A 22,707-nucleotide genomic window follows, 5' to 3' on the forward strand; every position below is an offset into this window, starting at 1 on the left:
GCCGGGCGCGGAGCCGAGCGTGGCGTCCATCGGCGCGGACAGCCCGGTCCCGTGGCCGGCCTGGAGCAACTGCGGGCCGGTCGGATCACGTGCCGTTTCCGGACTCGCCCGGGGGCGCTCCAGGTTCAGGTGAGTGGATGTCGGTGTGCCCCGGCGGAATCGCCCCGTTCCCCGGGCTCCCGCGAGATGTGGGGCCCCAGGCGAAGAAGTGGCGGAAGCCGTAGGCGACCACGCCGTCCGGGACGGCGCCGCCGGCGAAGGTGACGGCGAAGGTGACGGCGACGCCGCCGGCCCGGGCGGGCGCAGTCAGACGTGCGAGCATGACCGGATGACTGCGAGTTCCCATGAACTGTACGAGCTGCACCGGGTGATGACACCGGTTCTGGAGATCGCCTACCACCGGACCGGCGAGCGCTGCCGGGAGTCCGACGTTCCGGTGGTCCTGCTGCACGGATTCCCGTACGACGTCCGGGCCTACGACGAGGTGGCGCGGCTGCTCGCGGGGGCCGGCCGGGAGGTGCTGGTGCCGTACCTGCGCGGTTACGGGCCGACCCGGTTCCTGGACGAGGGGACGATGCGTAGCGGCCAGCAGGCCGCGCTCGCGCAGGACGTGGTGGAGTTCATGGACGCGCTGGGGATCGAGCGGGCGGTGGTCGCCGGGTACGACTGGGGTGGGCGGGCGGCCTGTGCGGCGGCGGCGCTGTGGCCGGAGCGGATCCACGGTCTGGTCGCGGCGGGCGGCTACACCGTCCAGGACATCGCCCGCGCGATGGAGCCCGCGGTACCGGAGGCGGAGCGCGACCTTTGGTACCAGTACTACTTCCATTCCGAGCGGGGCCGCCAGGGGCTGGAGCAGAACCGCGAGGAGCTGTGCGGACTGCTCTGGCGGCTCTGGTCTCCGACCTGGCCGCAGGCCGAGGCGGCCTTCGCAGCCTCGGCTGCCAGCCTGCACAACCCGGACTTCGTGGACGTCGCGATCCACTCCTACCGCCACCGCTTCGGTCTGGTCGAAGGCGATCCGCGCTACCGGGAGCTGGAAGACGCGCTGGCCGGTCGGCCGTCCATCGTGGCTCCGACGATGGTGCTGGTCGGCGAGGAGAACGGCGTGATCCCCGCCGCGGATCAGACCGGCACCGAGCGGTTCACCGGACCGTGCGAGGTGCGGACCCTGCCTGGTGTGGGGCACAACGTGCCGCAGGAGGCGCCGGAGGCCTTCGCCGAGGCGGTGCTGAGCTTGAGGCGCTGAGCCCGGCGGGCTGAGCTTGAGTGCTGAGCCTGAGGTGCTGAGCCGGGGTGGGGCGTGGGGCCGGGCCGGTCCCACGCCCCGACGGGCCGCTGCTAACCGTGCGTCACGCACTTGTTGGCGCTGTTGGACCACAGGCCCTGGAGGTCGAAGGTGCCGCTGCTCAGGGTGACGTAGGCGTCGAGGTTCTGGCACTCGTCGCCGATCTCGCCGCCGCCGCCGTTCCAGCCGATGCTGGGCCAGAAGTCGGTGACGGTCTCGGCGTACTCGTGGGTCTCGGTGGACTCGATGCCGGAGAGCAGCCGGCCGTCCGTGAAGGTGGTGCAGGCGCCCGCCCCGTTGTCCGGGATGTACGGCAGGTTGGTGTACGCCAGGGTGCCGTAGGAGCTGCTGGTCTTGTCGTGCCAGGCGCAGAAGCCCGAGTCGGGGAAGCCGTCCGGGTGGGTGCCGGTGGCGGAGACGACCACGTACTGGGCGTTGAGGTTGGGTGCCTGGGTGGTGTTGCCGAAGTGGGCGGCGGCCTTGCCTGCCTCGGCGGCGATCTGGGTGCTGGTGGCGTTGGCGGGCGCGGCGGCGGTCTTGTCGAACCAGACGCCGGCCAGCGGGGAGGAGGTCGGGTGCTGGACGTGGACGCCCTTGGTGCCGCAGCCGGCGGTGCCCTTGGCGACGCCCTCGCAGTACTGGCTGAGGATGGTGCCCCAGGTGTCCTGGCTGCCGTAGAGGCCCTTGAACATGTTCTGCATGTCGGTCGCGACCCCGGCCGGGTCGGCGGACCACTGGGTGCCCCAGAAGACCAGGTACACCTTGGGGGTGGGGGAGACCACGCCCTGGGTCGCGGCGGAGCGGACCGTCAGGGTGTTGCTGCTGGTCGCGGCGTGCTGCGGGGCTGCGCCGGGGTGGAGTGGCTTGGCCCCGAAGTGGGCGGCCGCCGGGGTGGATTGGGCCTCGGCTCCGGTGGCCAGGGTGGTGGTGCCGAAGGCGGCCAGGGCCAGCGCGGTGAGGGTGTGGGCGGCGGCCTTGAGGGATGTGCGCATGTGTCTGCTCCCGAGTGTGAGGGTGTGGGAGGTTTGTCCGTACGAGGTGAGTCCGGACACCACACCAACTCGGCGGCGGTCGCGTCCAGCTGGCGGACGCGGCGACGCGAAGCCTTTGCCGTGCTCATACCAAGTCCTTGTCGGTGAACCGTCGCTGACGCATCGATGACCCGTCGGTGGAACGCCGCCGGGAGCTGTCACCTACCCGGGCGCCCGGCACGGCTTCGCCGCCGACCGCCCGGAGGACCACGACGCCGCCGCGACGACCGACGCCTGGCGGCGCGTCCACGAGGCACTGGCCGAGCGGCTGTAGCGCGTCGCACGGCACCGGGTGAAAGCCCTGGCTCCGTACGGCTGTTCATCCTTCGGCGCGCCGCCGGGGCCGGGGCGCTCCGCGCGCCCGGCCGGGGCGATCGGCGCCGAAGTCCCGGACCACTGCGCGCAGCTGAGGCGTTGAACCATAGATTGTCTCCATGATCGAGGAGACGACGCCCGGGACATCAGAGGGACCGACGGCACGGCGCCGGAGGCACGCCGCCCCCGGGCGGGCCGCGGCCGGCGGCGTGCTGCGGTCGTCCGCGCTGATGGCCGCCGGGACGGTGGTCTCGCGCGCCACCGGGCTGGTCCGGCAGGTGCTGCAGGCCACGGCCTTGGGCGTCAGCCTGCTGGCCACCACCTACAACCAGGCCAACACGGTGCCCACCAGCCTGTACTTCCTGCTGATCGGCGGTGCGCTGAACTCCGTCCTGGTTCCCCAGCTGGTGCGCGCCCGGGCGGAGGACGCCGACGGCGGGGTCAGGTTCGAACAGCGCCTGGTCACACTGGTGTTGTGCGTCCTGGGCGTCGGCAGCGCCCTGGCCACCTGGGCCGCGCCCGGAATCATCGGCATCTACCAGCAGGACACCCCCGCCACCCACGACGCCTTCGAGCTGACCGTGGTCTTCGCCCGCTTCCTGCTCCCGCAGATCTTCTTCTACGGGGTGTTCAGCATCTTCGGGCAGATCCTCAACGCCCGGAACCGGTTCGGGGCGATGATGTGGGTCCCGGTCCTGAACAACCTGGTGCTGATCACCGTGTTCGGCCTCTACCTCGGTCTGATGGCCGCCCCCGAACGGGTCTCCGACATCAGCGACGCCCAGGTCAGGCTGCTCGGCATCGGCACCACCCTGGCCCTGGCCCTCCAGGCGCTCGCCCTGATCCCGTACGCCCACGCCGCCGGGTTCCGGCTGCGGCCCCGGTTCGACTGGCGGGGTACCGGGCTGGGCAGGAGCGTGAGCGCCGCCCGCTGGACCCTGCTGTTCGTCCTGGCCAACCTGGTGGCGGGCACCGTCGTCACCCGGCTCGCCTCCGCCGCGGACGCCGCGCTGCCGCAGGACGGCGTCGGCTACACCGCCTACAGCTACGCCCAGCAGATCTGGATGCTCCCCCAGTCGATCGTCACGGTCTCGCTGGTCACCGCGCTGCTCCCGAGGATGAGCCGGGCGGTGGCCGAGCACCGGCTCGACGAGCTGCGCGCCGACCTCTCCCGGGCGCTGCGGGTCAGCGGCGTGATCATCGTCCCGGCGGCGTTCTTCTTCGCCGCCTTCGGCCCGCAGATCGCCCGCCTGCTGTTCGCCCACGGCGCCGCCGACGCCGCCTCCACCGTGCCCCTCGGGCACATGCTGCAGGCCTTCGGCCTGGGGCTGATCCCGTTCTCCGCCCAGTACCTGCTGCTGCGCGGCTTCTACGCCTTCGAGGACACCCGGACACCGTTCCGGATGGCGCTGTGGATCAGCGGCATCGACATCGCCCTGGCGCTGGCCTGCCACCTGCTGCTCTCCCCCCGATGGGCCGTCACGGGCATGGCCGCGGCCTACGCCCTGTCCTACGCGATCGGCCTGGTGCTCACCGCCCTGCGGCTGCGGCGGCGCACCGGAGGGCTGCTCGACGGCCGGCGGATCTGCCGCGCCTACGCCAAGTTGACCGCGGCCGCCACCGGCGCCGGAGCCGTCGGCTGGCTCATCGCCCGCGCCTGCGGCCACGGCCTGGTGCCGGCCGGCTGGACCCCGGCCGTCTCGCTGGCGGCGGGCGGCGTTGCGATGGCGCTGCTGTTCCTCCTCCTCGCCCGGCTGCTGCGGATCGGGGAGCTGCGCAGCCTGCCGGGGCTGGGCTGACCGGCCCGGCCGGTTCGTCAGGCGGCCGCCGTGCTCGGGTCCCCGGGGAGGGAGCGGACTCCGGAGAAAGCGGACCGCCCGGTCGCCCGCTCAACTGAGCGGGCGACCGGGCGGTCCGGGGTGTCAGCGCGTACGGGACGCCGCGTCGGTCAGACGGTGACCTCTTCGGCCTGCTCGGCGGTGGCGGGGGTGTTCTCCCGCGGCGCGTTCTCCTGGGGCGCGTTCTCGCGCGGGGCCGGGAGCACGGCCATGATCACGCCGGAGATCACGATGGTCGCCGCCCAGGCGAGCCCGTACTTGCCGATCGGAGTGTCGGAGAACGGGCCGGCGAACCAGTCGCACTTGGTGAAGGCGAGGCCGGACAGCAGGGCGAGCACCCAGGAGACCATCGCCTGCCAGCAGAAGCCGCCGGTGTACCAGTAGCGGCTGTTCCGGCTGGTGTCCATCAGCGCGTCGGCGTCGTAGCGCACCGCGCGCGAGCGGCGGCGGTACATGTCCACCGCGTAGACGCCGATCCAGGCCGAGAAGGAGACGGCGAGCAGGATCAGGAAGGTGATGAAGGAGCCCAGGAAGCTCTTCGCGACCAGCATCAGCATGAGGCCGCCGACCAGCGAGATCACGGCGTTGATGCTCACGGCCATGGCGCGCGGCAGCTTGACGCCCATGGTCTGCGCGGTGAAGCCGGCCGAGTACATGGAGAGGCTGTTGATCAGCAGCATGCCCACGATCGCGGTGAGCAGGTAGGGCACGGCCAGCCAGGTCGGCAGCAGGTCACCGAGGAAGGAGACCGGGTCCGCGGCCTGCGCCAGGCCGGGGGAGGCCACCGCCATGACGGCGCCCATCAGCACCATCGGCACCATCACCAGGCCGGCGCCGGAGACCGTCACGCCGACGATCTTCCTGCCGGAGGCGGCGTGCGGGAGGTAGCGGGCGAAGTCCGGGCCGGTGGGGACCCAGCTGATGCCGCCGGCGGCGATGGTCCCGATGCCGGCGATCATCATCGCGGTGGTGCCGGCCGGCTTGGAGAAGACCTCGCTCCAGTGCATGGTCGCGACCAGGTAGCCGAGCACCAGGACGCTGAAGACGCCGAACAGGTACGTCGACCAGGTGTTGCAGACGTTCAGCGCCTTGCGGCCCATGCCGGAGACCAGGAAGGTGCAGGCGACGAAGGCGAACAGCGTGATCACGATCAGCGCGGTGTTGCTCTTGACGCCGAACATCAGGTCGAGGACGGTCAGCACGGCGTAGGCGCCGGTGACGGCGTTGATCGTCTCCCAGCCGAACCGGGCGATCCAGAGGATCGCGCCGGGGAAGAGGTTGCCGCGCACCCCGAAGGTGGCCCGGGAGAGGGTCGCGCCCGGCGCCCCGCCCCACTTGCCGGAGACCGACAGCACGCCGACCATGCCGAACGAGGCGAGTGCGGCGCACGCGGCGACGATCAGCACCTGCCAGAAGTTCAGCTGGTTGAACACGACCAGAGCCGCACCCATGGTGAGCAGCAGGACGCTGATGTTCGCCGCGACCCAGGTCGGGAAGAGCTCGCGGACTCTGCCCCGTCGCTCGTGGTCGGGGACGGGTTCGATACCGCGTGTCTCTATCGCGCCGTCGTCGGTGGCGGCGGTGGACAGGTTGCCCATGAGGGTGGCTCCGTGCGTGTGAAGCGGGGAGAATCGGTCAAATGGAACATTTATGGAACTCTTCGCGCGTAGCGCGGGAGTTCGGCCATCCTACTTTGTTCTGGATGCGCCCTGATTGACACGGTTGCCCGGCGGAGACGAGGGGCGGGTGGGCCGACGCGTCAGCCGACGGGCGGGTCGCTGCGTCAGCCGACGGGTGGGTCGGTGCGTCAGCCGATGAGGCCGAGGCGCGGGCCGCCCCGCTCGTGCAGCCGCCGGAGGAAGCCGAGCACCCCGGCGGAGCCGCCGGCCCAGGTGGCGCCGGCCCGGGCGAGGCCGGCGTCCGGGAACACCGGACGGGACGGGGTGCCGCCGCTGCGGCTCAGGATGATCGCGGCGACCGTCCCGGCGGCCTCCCGGAACTCCTCGGCGTCGGAGCCGGAATCGGAGCGGGATCCGCAGGCCCCTGCGACGTCCACCAGCAGCTCCCCGACGCCGGCCAGCCCGCAGCACTGGGTGACCAGCGGCATCCGGGGCGCGAGCACGGCGCAGGTGCGGGCGGCCCGCCGGGCGAGGGCCAGGTACTCGGGTTCGCCCAGCCGGTCGGCGGCCCGGACGAGCACCGCCCCGACCCCGGCCAGGCCCCGGCACCAGGAGCCGTAGCGGCGGGTGGCCCCCGGGGCGGTGGCCCGGGCGAGGAGCTCCGGGGTCACGGCGGCGAGCCGGGCGCAGGCCTGTTCGGCCCGGCGCAGGGCGGCCGGATCGCCGCTGGAACTCCCGTACTCCAGCAGGAAGTAGGTGACACCCGCCTCGCCGTGCGCCAGCCCCTCGCGCAGGGCGGCGCGGCCGGGCGTGGCGGGGCCCGCGGGCGACAGCCGGGCGCCGCCGGAGGCCAGCACCCGGGCGCACTCGTCGGCGACGGCGAGGTGCCGGTCGCGGTCGTCGGAGCCGAGCCCGGCGGAGCCGTACCGGGTGGCGTCGAGCCGGGCAGCGTCGAGTGGGGCGGCGGCGAGTCGGGCGAGCAGCAGGCGGCCGATGCCGATCCCGGCGACGCCCTCGATCAGGTCCGCCTCCGGTGGCCCGCCGTCCGGTCCCCGGGTCGGCAGGTCCTCGCCGCCGTCCGGGCCGATCCCGGACCCGATCCCGACCCCGATCCTGGCTTCGGCGAGGAACAGCTCGACGCCGGTGCGGCCCGAGTAGAAGCTCGGCGACAGGCGCCGGGACTGGCCCGCCGTCCACCGCGCCAGGGCGTCGACGGCCTCCGGCACCCCGGGCCGGTGGAGGTGGTGCAGCAGCTCCAGGCCGAGGCCCGCGCTCCCGCCGTAGACGTCGATCGGCGTCGGCAGGGCCGCTCGGGCGGCGAGCACCGGGTCGGCGATCCGGAGGGCCGCAGCCACGCAGTACGCGGTCGTGTGCTCGATGATCTCCGCGAGCAGGCCGTCGTCGATCCGAGGCTGCGAGGGCCGCTCGGGTGGGCGCGCCGGGGAGACGGACGGCCGGCCGGTCCGGAGCCGATCCGCGCCGGCGGTGCGTTCCGCGGGGTCGAGACTGGTCAGCTCGGCGATCAGCGCCCGGAGCCGCCGGTGCTCCCCGCCGGGCAGCGCCCGGTCCAGGCCGGCGAGGGTGCGCTGCCGGTTGACGGCGGCGTCCTCGTCGACGATCACCGGGTCCAGGCCGGTGGCGGCGAAGCCGAGGGTGGCGCCCAGCGCGTGGTAGTCGTCGGCGGGTTCGGCGGGTTGGCCGGCCGGGCGCCGGACCGGGTCGCTGTAGCCGGGGGTGGCGCCGTCCACGGCGGCGCCGTCGAGCGCGCTGATCCCGAAGTCGACCAGCCGGCAGCGGCCTTCGGCGTCCAGCGTGATGTTGTCGGGCTTGAGGTCGCGGACGACCACGCCCCGCCGGTGGATGCCGTCCAGCAGCCGGAGCAGCCGGGTGGCCAGCTCGGCGAGCCGGTCGGCGTCGTAGGGGCCGTTCTCCTGGACGTCCCGCCGTAGGTCCCGGTCGCCGCAACTGGTCATCACCAGGTACTCGTCGGAGCAGTGCCGGAAGGAGTCGAGCGCCCGGGGGACCCCGGGGAGGCCGTCGAGCGCGGCGAGGACGGCCCGTTCGTTGCGCAGCCGGTCCCGGGCGTCCGCCCCGGACTCGTCCTCGGCCACGAAGGCCCGTGCCTGTTTGACCACCACCGCCAGCCCGGTGGTGAGGTCGACGGCCCGGTAGACGTTGCCTTGCGGTTTGCGCGCGATGCCGCCGGTGACCCGGTAGCGTCCGCCGCCGAGCCCGCCGAGCCCGCCGAGCCCGCCGAGCCCGCCGAGCCCGCCGAGCCCGCCGAGCCCGCCGAGCCCGCCGAGCCCGCCGAGCCCGCCGAGCCCGTGGAGCCCGCCGAGCCCGTGGAGCCCACGGAGTCCGCCGGTCCCGCTGAGCCCGGCGGCGGCCGGCGCCCGCGCCGCCCGGCGCTCGAACGGATCCTCGGCCCAGGGCGGGCACCGGTAGGAACCGGCCGCCAGCCCGTCGAAGAGCCGGCCGTCCGGGCCGACCATTACGGATTCCAGCCGCCCGCCGCGCCCGGTCCGGTAGTCACCGGTGAACGGCCCGTACCGGTAGTAGACGGGTGCGTCGGGATCGACCCGCCGATCGCTGACGACCTGTGGCCCCTCCCACCCGCGCAGCACAGTGCCGAGCTCCTCGGCGAGCGCGACCGTGGTGCCCGGCGCCGGGTAGACGGTGATCGCCTTGCCGACCGAACCCGCGCCGCGCACCCCGGAGTTGAGCTCCCGCAGGACCTCCGGGCCGCGCGCCCACTTGGCGTGGCAGACGTACCGCGCCAGGACCGGCAGGGTGAGGCCGAGCACGGTGCCGAGTTCGCCGGGCCGCGCCGAGACGTGCAGTTTCCAACCGTGTTCCACCGCCGGCATCCGCGGGTCGGTCAGGTACGACCAGACGTCGTCGGACCAACCGTGGCGGCCGGCGATGGAACCGGTCACCGTCAGGAGTTGAAGTCGCAGGCGAGGCGGGTGGTGGCGGTCACCCACGGGTCGGCGAGACACGCGGTGGCCTCGCGGTCGGCACGGTCGTCGTCCTCGAACACGATGGTCTCGTCGTCGACCACCAGCGGACCCGCGTCGCGGATCTCCTCGGTCATGGTTCCGGGCATGTGTCGCCTCCAGCTCTTGTCGTGCCTCCGGTGAGGGTGCGGGTCGCGGCCGCTGCGGACGCTCAGGCCCGAGCGGGCCGTCCTCCCGAACCACGAAGGTAGGGAGGAACGTTCCGCCTGACAAGGGGTCAGGACGCATCAACTCCACTTCCCACACACATCCATGGAGGAGTCGTGGACATGCCGCTGGTCGCTGCCGCCGCCCGGCTCAGGAGCTGACGCCGACCGCGTGCCGGAAGCTCGTCGGGTCGGTGACCAGGTCCAGCATGGCCCGGGCGACGTCGGCGCGCGGGACGGAGGACCCGGCCGGCCCGGACTCGACGGCGTGCCGGTAGTGGCCCCGGCCCGGCCGGTCGGTCAGTCGCGGCGGGCGGACGGCCGTCCAGTCCAGGTCGCTGTCGCGCAGTACGCGCTCCATCGCCTCCAGGTCGGTGTACACGTCCCGGAGCGCCGCCCAGAGCAGCGGGCCGAAGGCCTTCGCGGCGAGGAGGGACTGCCCGGCCCCGGAGCGGTTGAGCGGGGCGGCGCTGACCACCAGGATCCGGCGGACCCCGACAGCCGCCATCGCGGTGGCAGCCGCGCGGGCGGAGTTCGAGGCGGGCTTGAGCGGGTCCTTCCGGCCGGCCTGGCCGAGGCCGGAGAGGACGGCGTCGACGCCCTCGATCACCGGCTTCAGGGAGGCGGGGTCGAGGGCGTCGGCCCGGACCACGGTCAGCCGGTCGTGCCGGACGGAAAGGCGGGCCGGGTCGCGGACCGCGGCCGTGACCTGGTGCCCGTCGGCGAGGGCGAGGGTGACCAGGTGGCGGCCGATGCCGCCGGTGGCGCCCAGAACGGCGAGTTTCATGACCCCTCCCAGGGGGTGGGTGAGTGCTCACTTCTTCTCCTTCCCAGGGTGAGTGAGTGCTCACCCACCTGTCAAGGTAGGCTGGAGCCATGACGAACGAGGGGACGCACGAGGACGAACGGCCGCTGACCGGAGCGGCGCTGACCAGGGCGCGGGTGCTGGACGCCGCCGCCCGGCTGATCGGTACGGTCGGGCTGGTCCGGGCCACCACCAAGGAGATCGCCCGGGAGGCCGGCTGCTCGGAGGCGGCGCTCTACAAGCACTTCCGGGACAAGGAGGACATCTTCGTCCGGGTCCTGCGGGAACGCGCCCCCCGGCTGGCCGCCGCCGTCGCCGAACTCCCCGACCGGGCCGGGCAGGGCACGGTGCGCGAGCACCTGGAGGCGGTGGTCATGGTCGCCGTGCCGTTCTACCGGCAGTCGCTCCCGATGGCCGGCGGGCTGCTCGCCAGCCCCGAGCTGCTCGCCGCCCATCGCCGCAAACTCGACAACGCGGGCCCGCACCACGTCAGTTCACGCCTGGCGGACTACCTGCGGGCCGAACAGCGGCTCGGCCGGGTCGCCGCCGACGTCGACCCGGACGCCGCCGCGATGCTGCTGATCGGCGGCTGCTTCCACCGCGCCTTCCTGGAGGTCTTCTACGCCGGCGAGGGCCCGGCCGAGGCGCTGCGCCCCGCCGCCCTGGACGACTTCGCCACGGCGACGGTCCGGGCCGTGCTCGGCGGCATCCAGGCCCCGGCGGCCTGAGCCCGGCGTTCAGACGTCGGGGACAGCCGGATACGGGTACCCGGACCGAGGGCCCGTATCCGGCTGAACGCTTCGGCGGCGGGTCAGCGCTGGAGGGTGAGGAGGCCCGGCCGCCACGGCAGTTGGTCGTAGGGACCGGTCGCGGTGGGGGACTTGCCCTGGTAGAGGAGCTGGAGGTGGCAGGGGTCGACGGTCATGGTCTGGTCGGGGTTGTTGCGGACCAGGTCGCCGTGGCTGATGTCGTCGGTCCAGGTGGCGCCGCTGTTGGCCCTGCCGGCGAAGGGGTGGTCCTCGGTGGCGGCCTGCGGGGTCCACTGGCCGTCGAGGCTGGTGGCGGTGAAGGAGCGGAAGTAGCGCTGCTCGTTCGCGCCCCGGGCCTCGACGATCATCAGGTACTGGTTCTGGCCCTGGACCTTGTAGACCTGCGGTGCCTCGAAGAGGTTCTTCACCGTGTCGCTCATGACGGTGGTGTAGGAGGAGCCGAAGTTGCCGGGGAAGTTGCCGATGGGCATGCTCGCGCGGTAGATGCTGCCGTTGTCACCGGCGAAGAACAGGTACATGTTCCGGTCGTCGGCGATCAGGGTCTGGTCGATCGGGGCGGCGCCGGGGATGCCGCCGGTGAACAGCGGCTGCGGCGCCGACCAGCCGTTGGGGTTGGTGGGATCGCTGGAGGTGCGGTAGATGAAGGGCCACTGACCCCACTGGTACGCCAGCACCCAGATGTTCCTGGGCGCGAAGTAGAACAGCGTGGGCGCCACCGCGGGCTGGCTCATCCCGACCTGTCCGGTCGAGGCCATGTCCGACCAGTTGGTGAACGGGCTGAACATCATCGAGCCGTACGACGACCCGTTCACGTTCGACGCGTAGACCAGGTGCTTGCCGTTGACCACCACGTCGGTGAAGTCCTTGACCGAGGCCCATCCGTTCGCCGGCTGCGCCAGCGCACCGGTCGACGACCAGCGGTACGTCGACGGCAGGGAGCAGTTGCCGCCCGGCGGGGTCGAGGTCCCGGACAGGCCCGACCACTTCTGGTTGCCGCCGCCGTTGCACGTCCAGATCTCGACCGCCGTGCCGTTGGCCGTACCGGCGCCCGTGACGTCCAGGCACAGTCCGGACTCCACGCCGACGATCGTGCCGTCGGAGTTCACCCGCCACTGCTGGTTCGCGCCGCCGCTACAGGTCCAGATCTGCACCCGGGTACCGGCCGTGGTGGCATGGCCCGGCACGTCCAGGCACTTGCCGCCGTACACGGTCAGCTGGTTGTCGGAGGTCGACGTCCACAGCTGGTTGGTGCCGCCGGAGCAGTCGTAGATCTGCAGGGACGTGCCGTCGGCCTGGCCGGAGTTCGGCACGTCGAGACACCGACCGGAACCCGCACCGCGCAAGGCGCCGCCGGCGTCCGCCTGAGCGGGGGTTGCGACGAGCAGCGCCGCCAGCGCCGCCACGACCGCGACCACGGCGGTGAGCACCGCGGACAGCGGCCTGCGGCTGGAACTTCGTTCGTGCATGGGGATCTCCTTCGGAAACGGATGGAGCCGGCACCCGGCTCTGTCATCGCTCACCTGCGCGGGCGCGCGCCTGCCGTGGGCGCGCACCCGCGCAGCTCAGCTCAGTTGACGTTCCAGTGCTGGTTGGCGCCGCCGTTGGAGTCCCAGACCTGGACGGGCGTGCCGTTGGCGGTCTGGCCGCCGGGGAGTTCCAGGGCGCGGCCGCTGGCGATGTTGGTCAGCGTGTACGAGCCGTCGCCGTTGCGGTCGAGCCGCCAGTGCTGGTTGGCGCCGCCGCTGGAGTCCCAGACCTGCATCTTCGTCCCGTTGCCCGTCTGGTCGCCCGGCTCGTCCAGGGCACGGCCGCTGGCGATGTTGGTCAGCGTGTACGAGCCGTCGCCGTTGCGGTCGAGCCGCCACTGCTGGTTGGCGGCACCGCCGGCGTCCCAGACCTGGAGCGGGGTGCCGTTGCCGTTCTGTCCTGCGGGCTCGTCGAGGACGCGTCCGGCGGCCACGTCGGAGAGCGTGTACACGGTGCCGGAGACGATGCCGCCGCCCGGTGTGCCGCTGCCGCCGCCACCCAGGGCGGTGAGGACCGCACCGTAGGCGGCCTTCCTGGTGCCGTTGCCGTCGAACAGCAGCGGGTGCTCACCGCTGCGCCAGGAGTCGCTGTCGCGGATGCCCCACACCGTGATGCCCGTGCAGCGGGCGACGCCGAGGCAGGCCCGGACGGTGTCGGCGTACCCGGTGGCGGGTGCCTGGGCGATGTCGAGCTCGGTGATCTGGACGTCCACGCCGAGCGCGGCGAAGTTGGCCAGGGTGGTCCGGAAGCTCGCCGGCGGGCCGCCCGCGCCGAAGTGGCTCTGGAAGCCGACGCAGTCGATGGGGACGCCGCGGGACTTGAAGTCCTTGATCATGCGGTAGACGCCCTGGGTCTTGGCGTCGGACCAGTTCTCGATGCTGTAGTCGTTGTAGCAGAGCTTGGCCGAGGGGTCGGTGTTCCGCGCGGTGCGGAACGCCTCCTCGATGAAGCCGTCGCCGAGCACGTTCTGGAACACGGAACCGCGGTGCCGGCCGCTGCCGTCGTCGGCGAAGGCCTCGTTGACGACGTCCCAGGCGTAGATCCTGCCCTTGTAGTGGGTCATCTCGGTGGCGATGTGGTTGTCCATCACGCCGCGCAGGGTGTTGGCGTCGCCGATGGAGCCGACCCAGGAGGGGAGTTGCGAGTGCCAGACGAGGGTGTGGCCGCGCATCCGCTGGCCGTGCGCGGAGGCGTGGCCGACGATCGAGTCGGCGGGGCCGAAGTTGAAGTTGCCGCGGGACGGTTCGACGGTGTCCCACTTCATCTCGTTCTCCGGGGTGACCATGGTGAACTCGCGGTCCGCGATCGCGGTGTACGCGGGGTCGCCGAGCCGGCCCGAGGCCACTGCCGTGCCGAAGTAGCGGCCGCTGTCGGCTGCTGCCGCGCCCAGCGTGGTCGCGCCGGCGGCCTGGGCCGCGGGGCTCGCGGTGACGGCGGGGACCGAGCCGGCGAGCACGCATGCGGCTGCCGTCAGGGTCTTGCGGAGGAGGGGTTTCCTGGTGAGCCATGACATGACGGATCGTTCTCCTTGGGTGGGGAGGGCTGTGCACCGGTCGGGGGAGCCGGGGCGCCGTCCTGGCGGGTGGGCGCGTGCTACCCGGCGGACCGTTCCTGCTGGCGGACCGTTCCTGCCGGGCGGAGCGGGGCGCGGGTCCGCGATGTGGTGCCTGGTCCTGCCGTTCGGCACCTTCGGTTAGCGTTAACAATTCACGGCAGCCCCGGTGGCCGAGACGTTTCAGGGTCCAGCGGTCGTTCCATGAGGTGCCGGTTCGTGGTGGGGGATGTTCACGGAGGTGATCCGTTCTGCCGACGGGTGGGGGCCCAGCTCTGCGCCGGCGACGGGCCGCGAGGGTGGGGGCGGCCGGACGGCGTCGCGCGGTGGTGCGCGGAGCCGGCTCGGCGTCAACAAGACCGCGCCCGTGAGTGGTTGGCGCACGGGGCCGGGGCGCCAAGGCCACTCGGACTTGTCGACGGCGCCAGTGTTGGCCTGAGCCCGACAAGTTGTCAACGCTTTCGACTGAAACAGCGATAGTTTCGCGATCCGTATCGGTGCTCGTCGAGGCCCGCTCGCGGGCGCGGACGTCCGCGCCGCTCCGTTCAGGGCCGGCTGGGCGCCACGGCGCTGGAGCGCACCACCAGGGTGGTCGACAGTTCGAGGCGGGTGGGGGCCGCCGGTGCCGCCCCGGCGCGGAGGGAGAAGATCAGGCGGGTCGCCTGTTCGGCCATCTCGCGCAGAGGCTGCCGGACGGTGGTCAGCGCGGGGCTGGTCCACTGCGCGATGTCCAGGTCGTCGTAGCCGACCACGGACAGGTCCTCGGGGACGCGCAGGCCGCGGACCCGGGCGGCCTCCATGACCCCGAGCGCCTGCAGGTCGCTGCCGGCGAAGATCGCGGTGGGCCGGTCGGGGAGCTCCAACAGCCGTCCGGCCCGGGCGAATCCGCCCTCGGCGTGGAAGTCGCCGAAGGCGGTCAGCGCGGGGTCGACCACCAGCCCGGCCATGGTCATCGCGGAGCGGTAGCCGTCCAGTCGGGCCAGGGAGCAGAGGGTGTCCTCGGGGCCGGTGACGATGGCGATGCGCCGGTGGCCGAGCTCGATCAGGTGCCGGGTGGCGGCGAGGCCGCCGGCCCAGTTGGCCGAGCCCACCGAGGGCACGTCCGGATCGGGGTTGCCGGCCGGGTCGACGATCACGAACGGGATGGAGCGCGCGCGCAGTTGGCGCTTGAACTCGGGCGGCAGGCTGGAGAAGACCAGGACGACACCGAGGGGGCGCCGACGCAGCACCGCCTCGATCCACTCCGGCCCGGGGGCGTGGCGCGAACCGCTGTGGGTGACCACGACCGCCGCGCCGTGCTCGTTCGCCACGGCCTCGACGCCACGAAGGAGTTCCATCGCCCAGAGGCTGTCGAGCTCGTGGAAGACGATCTCGACGAGGGGTGCCTCACCGCCGCCACGCGCGGCGCGCCGGTAGTCGTGGTCGCTCAGGACCTGCTCGACGCGGACGCGGGTGGGCGCCGAGACGTCGGTACGTCCGTTGAGGACCTTCGAAACCGTCGAAACGGAGACCTCGGCCTCCCGCGCGATGTCCGCGAGGGTCACTCGTCCCAGTTCATCGCCCTTGTCCATGGGGGCAGCATAAGGCACGCGTGGCACACGGCAGTTGGCCCATCGCGCCGCAGTATCCCCCCGCTCCGGGGGGTTGACCCGAAACATGTCCGCAACCTAGCGTCCCGGCCATGCGGTTATTTCGAGAATCGGGCCGAAACTTTAGGGGATCCCTGATGAAGAGACGCGCTCTCGCTGTGGCCATCGGCCTGGCCGCGGTCATGGCGGGGACGACCGCCTGCGGCAGCGGCGGGACCTCCTCCGCCGGCGGGAACTCGGGCACGATCCACGTGCTGGTCTACGGGGACGCCAGCAACAAGGTCGAGAAGCAGCTGGTCGAGACCTTCAACAGGACGTCGAACATCAAGGCCGTCCTGGACACCATCCCCGGCGCGGACTACCAGGCCAAGCTCAACACCGTCATCAACACCCCCCAGGCGCCGGACGTCTTCTTCAACTGGGGCGGCGGCAGTATCCAGCCGTACGTGAAGTCCGACCTGCTGCTCCCGCTGGACGACATGATCGCCGCGGACCCGGGACTGAAGAGCAACTTCCTGCCCTCGGTGTTCAACACCGCGGTGATCGACGGCAAGTCCTACGGCATTCCGATGCGCGGCACCCAGCCCGTGCTGCTGTTCACCAACAGGAAGGTGCTGGCCGACGCCGGCCTGAGCGCCCCGAAGACCTGGGACGACCTGCTGGGCGTCGTCCGGGCGCTCAAGGCCAAGGGCATCACCCCGATCGCCCTCGGCGGCGGCGACCAGTGGCCGACCCTGATGTGGTACGAGTACGTCTTCGACCGCGTCGCGGGCCCCGAGCTGTTCCAGAAGGCGCTCTCCGGTGACCGGAGCGCCTGGGGGAGCGAGGACGCCAGGAGGGCCCTGGGCATGCTCAAGCAGCTGGTCGACGCCGGGGCGTTCGGCTCGAACTTCGACTCGGTCAAGTTCACCGACGGCGGCTCCCCGGCCCTGCTGGCCAAGGGCAAGGCGGGCTTGGAGCTGATGGGCTCCTGGGAGTACGCCACCCAGCGGGACGCCAACCCCGACTTCGCCAGGAGCGGCCTCGGATACGGCAGCTTCCCCGGCATCGCCGGCGGCAAGGGCGACCCGGCCGACGTGGTCGGCAACACCAACAACTTCTACTCGGTGCTGAAGAAGAGCAAGCACCCCGAGGCGGCGGCCGCCTTCCTGAAGCTCATGTACTCCGACGAGTTCGTGAAGGCGCAGCTGGCGATCGGCAACCTGCCGACCACCACCAACACCGAGCAGTTCCTCGCCACCGCGGACAACCCCGACTACTCGAAGTACCAGTACGACCTGGTCAAGGCCGCCCCGTCGTTCCAGCTGTCCTGGGACCAGGCGTACCCGCCGGCCGCCAACGCGCCGATCCACACCGCCGTCCAGCAGTTCTTCGACGGCAAGCTCGACGTGGACGGCTTCATCAAGGCCATGCAGGCCCTCCCCGCCTCCTGAGACGGATCGCCATGAGTGCTTCCTCCTCGGTGTCCGGGTACGGTCGCCGTCTGCGGGCGCGGCCGCGCCGGACCGGCGTCGGGGTGACCCGCCCGGGCCTCGCCTGGGCCCTGCCCGCGACCGTGTTCTTCCTGCTGTTCGCGCTGCTGCCGCTGGTCCTGGTGGCGGTGCTCTCCTTCACCAGCTGGAACGGCGTCGACGCCCCCCGGTTCAACGGCATCGCCAACTGGACCAAGCTGCTGCACGACCCGGTGATGACGCGGAGCATCGGCCTGACCCTGGTGCTGACCGCGGCCGGCGTGGTCGTGCAGACCCCGGTGAGCATCCTGCTGGGCGTGTGGGCGGCCGGCCCCCAACGCAACCGAGCCGTGCTGTCCGCGATCTTCTTCGTCCCGCTGCTGCTGTCCGCGACCGCGGTCTCGGTGGTCTGGCGCGCCATCCTCGACCCCAACTTCGGTGTGCCGTCCCAGCTGGAATGGCTGTTCGGCGACGGCAATCTGATGGGTAGTCAGGGCAGTGCCATCGCGGTGCTCACCTTCGTCGGCATGTGGCAGTGGACGCCCATGCACGCGCTGCTCTACCAGGGCGGCGCCCGGGCGATCCCCCAGGTGCTCTACCAGGCCGCGTCGATCGACGGCGCCGGCAAGGTGCGGCAGTTCCGGCACATCACCCTGCCGCAGCTGCGCAACACCGTGATCACGTCGGTGGTCCTGATGCTGGTCGGCGGCCTCACCACCTTCGACACCGTCCTCATCCTCACCCAGGGCGGCCCCGGCACCGACACCACCAACAGCGCCTACTACATGTACCAACAGGCCTTCAAGAGCTTCGACTTCGGCGCCGGCTCGGCCATCGCCCTGGTCCTGGTGGTGGTCGCCACCCTGGTCTCGCTCGTCGTCGTGCGCCTGTCCGGCTACGACAGGATGCGCAGCACCGCGGAGGGACTCTGATGCGACGGCGTCCCAACCACCTCGCCGGGCTCGGCTCGCTGATCTGGCTGGCCCTGGTCGGATTCCCGCTGTACGTCCTGCTGATCGCGACGTTCCGGACCCGCTCCGACTACTCCTCGCGGGGGCCGCTCACCTTCCCCGCGCGGCTGACCCTGCAGAACTACCTCGACGACTTCTCCAACGGCTTCGGCCGGGACTTCCTCAACACGCTCCTCGTCACCGTGAGCGTGGTCGCGATCGTGCTGCTCGTGGTGCCCCCGCTCGCCTACGCGATCGTGCGGGCCCGGGGCAGGACCATCGGCACGGTCTTCCGGATCTTCCTGCTGGGGCTGGCGATCCCGGCCCAGGCCGTGATCGTGCCGATGTTCTACGTCATCAGCAAGGCCGGCCTCTACGACAACCTGCTCGGCATCATCCTGCCCACCGCGGCGTTCTGCCTGCCGGTGTGCACGCTGGTCCTCACCGGCGCCATGCGGGACATCGCCGGCGAGCTCTACGAGGCCATGGCCATGGACGGCGCCACCCCCGGGCGGGTGTTCTGGCAGCTGGTGCTGCCGCTGTCCCGGGGCGGCCTCTCGTCCGTCGTGGTCTTCGCCGCGCTGCAGGCGTGGAACGGCTTCCTGTTCCCCCTGATCCTCACCCAGTCGGAGCGCACCAAGGTGATCACCCTGGGCCTGTACGACTTCCAGACCGAGCACGGCGTCGACGTGCCCGGCCTGCTCAGCGCCGTCGTGCTGTCGACCCTCCCCGTCTTCATCGTCTACCTGTTCGCCCGACGCGCCTTGGTCCAAGGCCTCATGGGCGTCGGAGGAAAGTGACCGGCACTATGAACCTGGCCGTCCCGCCCCCCGCTGCGACCACCCGCTGGCGCGACCGCTCGCTCAGCCCCGAGGAGCGTGCGGACGCGGTGCTCGCCGAGATGACGCTGCCGGAGAAGCTGGCCCAGCTCGTCGGCGTCTGGGTCGGCGCCTCCGACGAGGGCGGCGACGTCGCCCCGCACCAGCACGACATGGAGGAGCCGCCCGCCCTCGACGACCTGCTCCCCTTCGGATTGGGCCAGTTGACCCGGCCCTTCGGCACGGTGCCGGTCGACCCGGCGCTGGGCGCGCTCTCCCTGGCCCGCAGCCAGCAGCGCATCGCCGCCGCGAACCGGTTCGGCATCCCCGCCCTCGCGCACGAGGAGTGCCTGGCCGGCTTCGCCGCCTGGGGCGCCACCGCCTACCCGGTGCCGCTCTCCTGGGGAGCCACCTTCGACCCGGACCTGATCCGGCGGATGGCCGCGGCCATCGGCCGCGACCTGCGCGCGGTCGGCGTCCACCAGGGCCTCTCCCCGGTCCTCGACGTCGTTCGCGACGCCCGCTGGGGCCGGGTCGAGGAGACCATCGGCGAGGACCCCTACCTGGTCGGCACGGTGGCCACCGCCTACGTGCAGGGCCTGGAGTCGGCGGGGATCGTCGCCACGCTCAAGCACTTCGCCGGGTACTCGGCCTCGCGCGCCGGACGCAACCTCGCCCCGGTGGGCATGGGCACGCGGGAGCGCGCCGACGTGATCCTGCCGCCCTTCGAGATGGCGGTGCGCGAGGGCCGGCCCCGTTCGGTCATGCACGCCTACACCGACACCGACGGCGTCCCCTCGGCCGCCGACGAGGAGCTGCTGACCGGACTGCTGCGCGACACCTGGGGCTTCGAGGGGACCGTGGTCGCCGACTACTTCGGCATCGCCTTCCTCAAGGTGCTGCACGGCGTCGCCGGAGACTGGGCCGAAGCCGCCGCACTCGCCCTGGCCAGCGGTGTGGACGTGGAACTGCCCACCGTCAAGACCTTTGGTGAGCCGCTGCTGCGCGCCGTCGAGGACGGGACGGTGCCCGAGGCGCTGGTCGACCGGGCGCTGCGCCGGGTGCTGGTGCAGAAGGCCCAACTCGGTCTGCTGGACGAGGACTGGGACGCCGTCCCGGCGGCGCTCGTCGGCCGGCCGCTGGACGATCCGCACACGCTGCGCGGCTCGGTCGACCTGGACCGCCCGGAGAACCGCGCCCTGGCCCGGGAGATCGCCGAGCAGGCCGTGGTGCTGCTGCGCAACGACGGCACCCTGCCGCTGCGCCGCCCCCGCCGGATCGCGCTGATCGGCCCCAACGCCGACACCCCGACCTCGGTGCTGGGCTGCTACGCCTTCCCGGTGCACGTCGGCAGCCAGCACCCCGGGATCCCGGTCGGCATCGAACTGCCCACGCTGTACCAGGCGTTGGCGGCCGAGTTCCCCGACAGCGAGATCCGGACGGCGGCCGGGGCGAGCGTCGACGGGCTCGACACGTCCGGCTTCGCCGAGGCCGTCGAGGCGGCCCGGCAGGCCGATGTCGTGATCGTCGCCCTCGGCGACCGGGCCGGCCTGTTCGGGCGCGGCACCAGCGGCGAGGGCTGCGACGTCGAGTCCCTCGAACTGCCCGGGGTCCAGCAGCAGTTGCTCGACGCGCTGCTGGACAGCGGCAAGCCGGTCGTGCCGGTGCTGCTCGCCGGCCGCCCCTACGCGCTGGGCCGCGCGGTGACCGAGGCGGCGGCCCTGGTGCAGACCTTCTTCCCCGGCGAGGCCGGCACCGAGGCGATCGCCGCCGTGCTCAGCGGCCGCACCAACCCCTCGGGCCGGCTGCCGGTCAGCATCCCGGCCCGGCCGGCCGTGCAGCCCTCCACCTACCTCGCCGCCCGCCTGGCCGGACCCAGCGAGGTGTCCAGCACCGACCCGAGCCCCGCGTTCGGATTCGGGCACGGCATCGGCTACACCACGTTCGCCTGGACCGACCTGGAGGTGGAGCAGGCCGCCGCCACGACCGACGGCGAGCTCGGCCTCGCCTTCACCCTGCGCAACACCGGTGAGCGGAGCGGCAGCGAGACCGTCCAGCTCTACCTGCACGACCCCGTCGCCTCCGTCGTCCAGCCGGTCCTGCGGCTGATCGGCTACCGGCGGATCACCCTCGACGCGGGGGAGCGGACCAGAGTATGGGTCCGCGTCCCCGCCGACCTCGCGTCCTTCACCGGGCGCGACGGCCGACGCATCGTCGAGCCCGGCGAACTGGAGCTGCGGGTCGCCGCCTCCAGCACCGACGTCCGGCTCACCGCCACCGTCCGACTCGACGGCCCGGTCCGCGTCCTGGACCACACCCGGCGCCTGCACGCGGACTTCCACCGCACCTGACCCGCCACCGCGCCGGCCGCCGCCGGAACCTTCCCCCACACTCCTGGCAGACCCGACGGAGAGGTCCGATGTTCCGATCCCGCTCGTTACCTTCCCGCCTCCTGGGCATCGTCGCCGCGCTCGGCCTCGCGGTCGGCCTGAGCCTGCAGGCCGTGCCCCGGGCCGCAGCCACCCCGCAGGCAGCCACTCCCAGGGCCGCCGCCGCGCTGACGCAGATCACGGACTTCGGCACCAACCCGACCGGTCTGCTGATGCACCTGTACGTCCCGAACAACGTCCGGGCCAACCCGCCGATCCTGCTGGCCCTGCACGGGTGCCAGGGGTCGGGGCCCTACCTGTACTCCAGCACCGACTTCGCCTCGCTGGCCGACCGGTACGGGTTCCTCGTCATCTACCCCTCGACGAACCCGGGCGGAAGCTGCTGGGACGTCTCCTCCGACCAGGCGCTGACCCGCAACGGCGGCAGTGACCCGGTCGGGCTCCGGTCGATGATCGCCTACACGGAGCAGCACTACGGCGGCAACGCCGACGCCGTGTACGTGACGGGTGAGTCGTCGGGCGGGATGATGACCAACGTGATGCTCGCCGACTACCCCGATGTGTTCAAGGCGGGCGCGGCGTTCATGGGAGTGCCCTACCACTGCTTCCGCACCGGCTCCGTACGCGGCTGGAACCCGGACTGCGCCCAGGGCAAGGTGTCCATGAGCCCGCAACAGTGGGGCGGGCTGGTCCGCACCACGGGGGATCCCGGCTACACCGGTCCGCGTCCGCGGGTGCAACTGTGGCACGGCACCGCCGACCCGATCCTGAGCCACAACGACCTCGGTGAAGAGATCAAGCAGTGGACCGACGTCCTCGGCGTGAGCCAGAGCCCGTCGGCCACGGATACCCCAGCGGCGAACTGGACCCGTACGCGGTACGACAACAGCGCCGGCACCACCCAGGTCGAGGCGTACAGCATCGCCGGGGCCGGGCACCAACTGCCTGTCCAGGGAACCGCGATGGCCGCCGACGCGATCCACTTCATGGGTCTGGACGCGGGCTCCGCCGGCGGCGGCACGGGCGGCACGGGCGGCACGAGCGGCACGAGCGGCGCGCTGCATGCGGTGGACGCGGGCAAGTGCCTGACCGACGCGAACAACGCGACGCTGGGCACCCAGCAGCAGATCCGCACCTGCGACGGCGGCGCCAACCAGCGCTGGACCCGTACGGCGTCGAACCAGCTGACCGTGACCGTCGGCGGCAGCACCCTGTGCCTGGACGCCGACGCCAGGGGCACCACCGACGGCACCAGGGTGGTCGTCTGGTCCTGCAACGGCCAGGCCAACCAGCAGTGGCGGCTGAACTCGGACGGCACCGTCACCGGGGTGCAGTCGGGGCTCTGCCTGGACGTGGCCGGCCTGGCCACCGCCGACGGCACGCCCGTCCAGCTGTGGAGCTGCAGCGGCGGCAGGAACCAGCAGTGGACGCTCGGATGACCGGACGACGCCGCGGGCGTGCCGGTCGCGGTGCCCCGCTGCGGCCGTAACGCGCGGTCATGGGGTGCGGCACAGGCGGCCGCGCGCGACGGCCGGAGGTCTCCTGGGGCAGGTCGCCGTCGAGCGCGCCGCGGCCGGTGTCGGGTGGTCTGCCCGGCACCGGCC

At 72.4% G+C, this 22,707-nt stretch carries 17 protein-coding genes and 1 pseudogene; 9 read left to right on the forward strand and 9 right to left on the reverse strand.

Going from position 1 to position 22,707, the window contains the following annotated elements:
* Positions 1-85: 85 nt before the first annotated feature.
* Complete coding sequence (locus ACZ3YL_RS23350) at positions 86-322, reverse strand: hypothetical protein (RefSeq protein ID WP_465659544.1); 237 nt, start codon at positions 320-322, stop codon at positions 86-88.
* A gap of 6 nt (positions 323-328) precedes the next feature.
* Between ACZ3YL_RS23350 and ACZ3YL_RS23355 the strand changes: the two genes are divergently transcribed.
* Positions 329-1,246, forward strand: a complete 918-nt coding sequence (locus tag ACZ3YL_RS23355) for an alpha/beta fold hydrolase (protein ID WP_465659545.1) — start codon at positions 329-331, stop codon at positions 1,244-1,246.
* Between the two features lie 92 nt (positions 1,247-1,338).
* Here the strand turns inward: ACZ3YL_RS23355 and ACZ3YL_RS23360 are convergent, their stop codons facing one another.
* On the reverse strand, positions 1,339-2,277 hold the full coding sequence (locus tag ACZ3YL_RS23360) for a hypothetical protein (protein WP_465659547.1): 939 nt from the start codon (positions 2,275-2,277) through the stop codon (positions 1,339-1,341).
* A gap of 211 nt (positions 2,278-2,488) precedes the next feature.
* Here ACZ3YL_RS23360 and ACZ3YL_RS23365 point away from each other — a divergent pair.
* Positions 2,489-2,590, forward strand: a pseudogene (locus ACZ3YL_RS23365) (dienelactone hydrolase family protein); the annotation flags it as partial.
* Positions 2,591-2,750: 160 nt separating this feature from the next.
* Positions 2,751-4,430, forward strand: coding sequence for a murein biosynthesis integral membrane protein MurJ (gene murJ, locus ACZ3YL_RS23370; RefSeq protein ID WP_465659549.1), 1,680 nt, complete (start codon positions 2,751-2,753; stop codon positions 4,428-4,430).
* 149 nt (positions 4,431-4,579) lie between these two features.
* Here murJ and ACZ3YL_RS23375 read toward each other — a convergent pair whose 3' ends face one another.
* From ACZ3YL_RS23375 to ACZ3YL_RS23390, 4 genes are all read right to left on the reverse strand, one after another.
* Positions 4,580-6,067: a purine-cytosine permease family protein gene (locus ACZ3YL_RS23375; RefSeq protein ID WP_188305092.1), complete on the reverse strand. Its 1,488-nt coding sequence runs from the start codon at positions 6,065-6,067 to the stop codon at positions 4,580-4,582.
* 209 nt (positions 6,068-6,276) lie between these two features.
* Positions 6,277-9,024, reverse strand: coding sequence for a class IV lanthionine synthetase LanL (gene lanL / locus ACZ3YL_RS23380; protein WP_465659551.1), 2,748 nt, complete (start codon positions 9,022-9,024; stop codon positions 6,277-6,279).
* 2 nt (positions 9,025-9,026) lie between these two features.
* Positions 9,027-9,194, reverse strand: coding sequence for an SflA family class IV lanthipeptide (locus tag ACZ3YL_RS23385; RefSeq protein WP_188302778.1), 168 nt, complete (start codon positions 9,192-9,194; stop codon positions 9,027-9,029).
* Positions 9,195-9,402: 208 nt separating this feature from the next.
* Complete coding sequence (locus tag ACZ3YL_RS23390; protein ID WP_465659554.1) at positions 9,403-10,038, reverse strand: NAD(P)-dependent oxidoreductase; 636 nt, start codon at positions 10,036-10,038, stop codon at positions 9,403-9,405.
* An 89-nt stretch (positions 10,039-10,127) separates the two neighbouring features.
* Between ACZ3YL_RS23390 and ACZ3YL_RS23395 the strand changes: the two genes are divergently transcribed.
* Positions 10,128-10,784, forward strand: a complete 657-nt coding sequence (locus ACZ3YL_RS23395; RefSeq protein WP_465659556.1) for a TetR/AcrR family transcriptional regulator — start codon at positions 10,128-10,130, stop codon at positions 10,782-10,784.
* 83 nt (positions 10,785-10,867) lie between these two features.
* Here the strand turns inward: ACZ3YL_RS23395 and ACZ3YL_RS23400 are convergent, their stop codons facing one another.
* The 3 genes from ACZ3YL_RS23400 to ACZ3YL_RS23410 all read right to left on the reverse strand — a co-directional run bounded on the left by ACZ3YL_RS23400 (position 10,868) and on the right by ACZ3YL_RS23410 (position 15,476).
* On the reverse strand, positions 10,868-12,292 hold the full coding sequence (locus tag ACZ3YL_RS23400; protein ID WP_465659558.1) for a non-reducing end alpha-L-arabinofuranosidase family hydrolase: 1,425 nt from the start codon (positions 12,290-12,292) through the stop codon (positions 10,868-10,870).
* 101 nt (positions 12,293-12,393) lie between these two features.
* Positions 12,394-13,866, reverse strand: coding sequence for a glycoside hydrolase family 10 protein (locus tag ACZ3YL_RS23405; protein WP_465659560.1), 1,473 nt, complete (start codon positions 13,864-13,866; stop codon positions 12,394-12,396).
* A 584-nt stretch (positions 13,867-14,450) separates the two neighbouring features.
* A complete protein-coding gene (locus ACZ3YL_RS23410; RefSeq protein ID WP_188302773.1) occupies positions 14,451-15,476 on the reverse strand; it encodes a LacI family DNA-binding transcriptional regulator in 1,026 nt (341 codons plus the stop codon).
* Positions 15,477-15,631: 155 nt separating this feature from the next.
* Here ACZ3YL_RS23410 and ACZ3YL_RS23415 point away from each other — a divergent pair, with 155 nt between their 5' ends.
* The 5 genes from ACZ3YL_RS23415 (at position 15,632) to ACZ3YL_RS23435 (ending at position 22,542) form a co-directional block, all read left to right on the forward strand.
* Complete coding sequence (locus ACZ3YL_RS23415; RefSeq protein WP_465659562.1) at positions 15,632-16,927, forward strand: ABC transporter substrate-binding protein; 1,296 nt, start codon at positions 15,632-15,634, stop codon at positions 16,925-16,927.
* An 11-nt stretch (positions 16,928-16,938) separates the two neighbouring features.
* Complete coding sequence (locus tag ACZ3YL_RS23420) at positions 16,939-17,877, forward strand: carbohydrate ABC transporter permease (protein ID WP_188302771.1); 939 nt, start codon at positions 16,939-16,941, stop codon at positions 17,875-17,877.
* Positions 17,877-18,695, forward strand: coding sequence for a carbohydrate ABC transporter permease (locus ACZ3YL_RS23425; protein WP_188302770.1), 819 nt, complete (start codon positions 17,877-17,879; stop codon positions 18,693-18,695). Before ACZ3YL_RS23420 ends, ACZ3YL_RS23425 begins: the two co-directional genes overlap by 1 nt.
* An 8-nt stretch (positions 18,696-18,703) precedes the next feature.
* On the forward strand, positions 18,704-21,064 hold the full coding sequence (locus ACZ3YL_RS23430) for a beta-xylosidase/alpha-l-arabinosidase (protein WP_465659565.1): 2,361 nt from the start codon (positions 18,704-18,706) through the stop codon (positions 21,062-21,064).
* Between the two features lie 68 nt (positions 21,065-21,132).
* Entirely contained in the window at positions 21,133-22,542 is a 1,410-nt protein-coding gene (locus ACZ3YL_RS23435; protein ID WP_465659567.1) for an extracellular catalytic domain type 1 short-chain-length polyhydroxyalkanoate depolymerase, read from the forward strand.
* The last annotated feature ends 165 nt before the right edge of the window (positions 22,543-22,707 follow it).

The organism is Kitasatospora sp. NPDC023176 (assembly GCF_055560495.1).

Bases quoted from the DNA above. Each gene is read 5' to 3' on its own strand.
- ACZ3YL_RS23425 (WP_188302770.1), top strand. From the start codon at position 17,877: ATGCGACGGCGTCCCAACCACCTCGCCGGGCTCGGCTCGCTGATCTGG.
- ACZ3YL_RS23385 (WP_188302778.1), bottom strand. From the start codon at position 9,194: ATGCCCGGAACCATGACCGAGGAGATCCGCGACGCGGGTCCGCTGGTG.
- ACZ3YL_RS23375 (WP_188305092.1), bottom strand. From the start codon at position 6,067: ATGGGCAACCTGTCCACCGCCGCCACCGACGACGGCGCGATAGAGACA.
- ACZ3YL_RS23360 (WP_465659547.1), bottom strand. From the start codon at position 2,277: ATGCGCACATCCCTCAAGGCCGCCGCCCACACCCTCACCGCGCTGGCC.
- ACZ3YL_RS23395 (WP_465659556.1), top strand. From the start codon at position 10,128: ATGACGAACGAGGGGACGCACGAGGACGAACGGCCGCTGACCGGAGCG.
- ACZ3YL_RS23410 (WP_188302773.1), bottom strand. From the start codon at position 15,476: ATGGACAAGGGCGATGAACTGGGACGAGTGACCCTCGCGGACATCGCG.
- ACZ3YL_RS23415 (WP_465659562.1), top strand. From the start codon at position 15,632: ATGAAGAGACGCGCTCTCGCTGTGGCCATCGGCCTGGCCGCGGTCATG.
- ACZ3YL_RS23355 (WP_465659545.1), top strand. From the start codon at position 329: ATGACTGCGAGTTCCCATGAACTGTACGAGCTGCACCGGGTGATGACA.
- ACZ3YL_RS23400 (WP_465659558.1), bottom strand. From the start codon at position 12,292: ATGCACGAACGAAGTTCCAGCCGCAGGCCGCTGTCCGCGGTGCTCACC.
- ACZ3YL_RS23350 (WP_465659544.1), bottom strand. From the start codon at position 322: ATGCTCGCACGTCTGACTGCGCCCGCCCGGGCCGGCGGCGTCGCCGTC.
- murJ (WP_465659549.1), top strand. From the start codon at position 2,751: ATGATCGAGGAGACGACGCCCGGGACATCAGAGGGACCGACGGCACGG.
- ACZ3YL_RS23405 (WP_465659560.1), bottom strand. From the start codon at position 13,866: ATGTCATGGCTCACCAGGAAACCCCTCCTCCGCAAGACCCTGACGGCA.
- ACZ3YL_RS23430 (WP_465659565.1), top strand. From the start codon at position 18,704: ATGAACCTGGCCGTCCCGCCCCCCGCTGCGACCACCCGCTGGCGCGAC.
- ACZ3YL_RS23420 (WP_188302771.1), top strand. From the start codon at position 16,939: ATGAGTGCTTCCTCCTCGGTGTCCGGGTACGGTCGCCGTCTGCGGGCG.
- ACZ3YL_RS23435 (WP_465659567.1), top strand. From the start codon at position 21,133: ATGTTCCGATCCCGCTCGTTACCTTCCCGCCTCCTGGGCATCGTCGCC.
- ACZ3YL_RS23390 (WP_465659554.1), bottom strand. From the start codon at position 10,038: ATGAAACTCGCCGTTCTGGGCGCCACCGGCGGCATCGGCCGCCACCTG.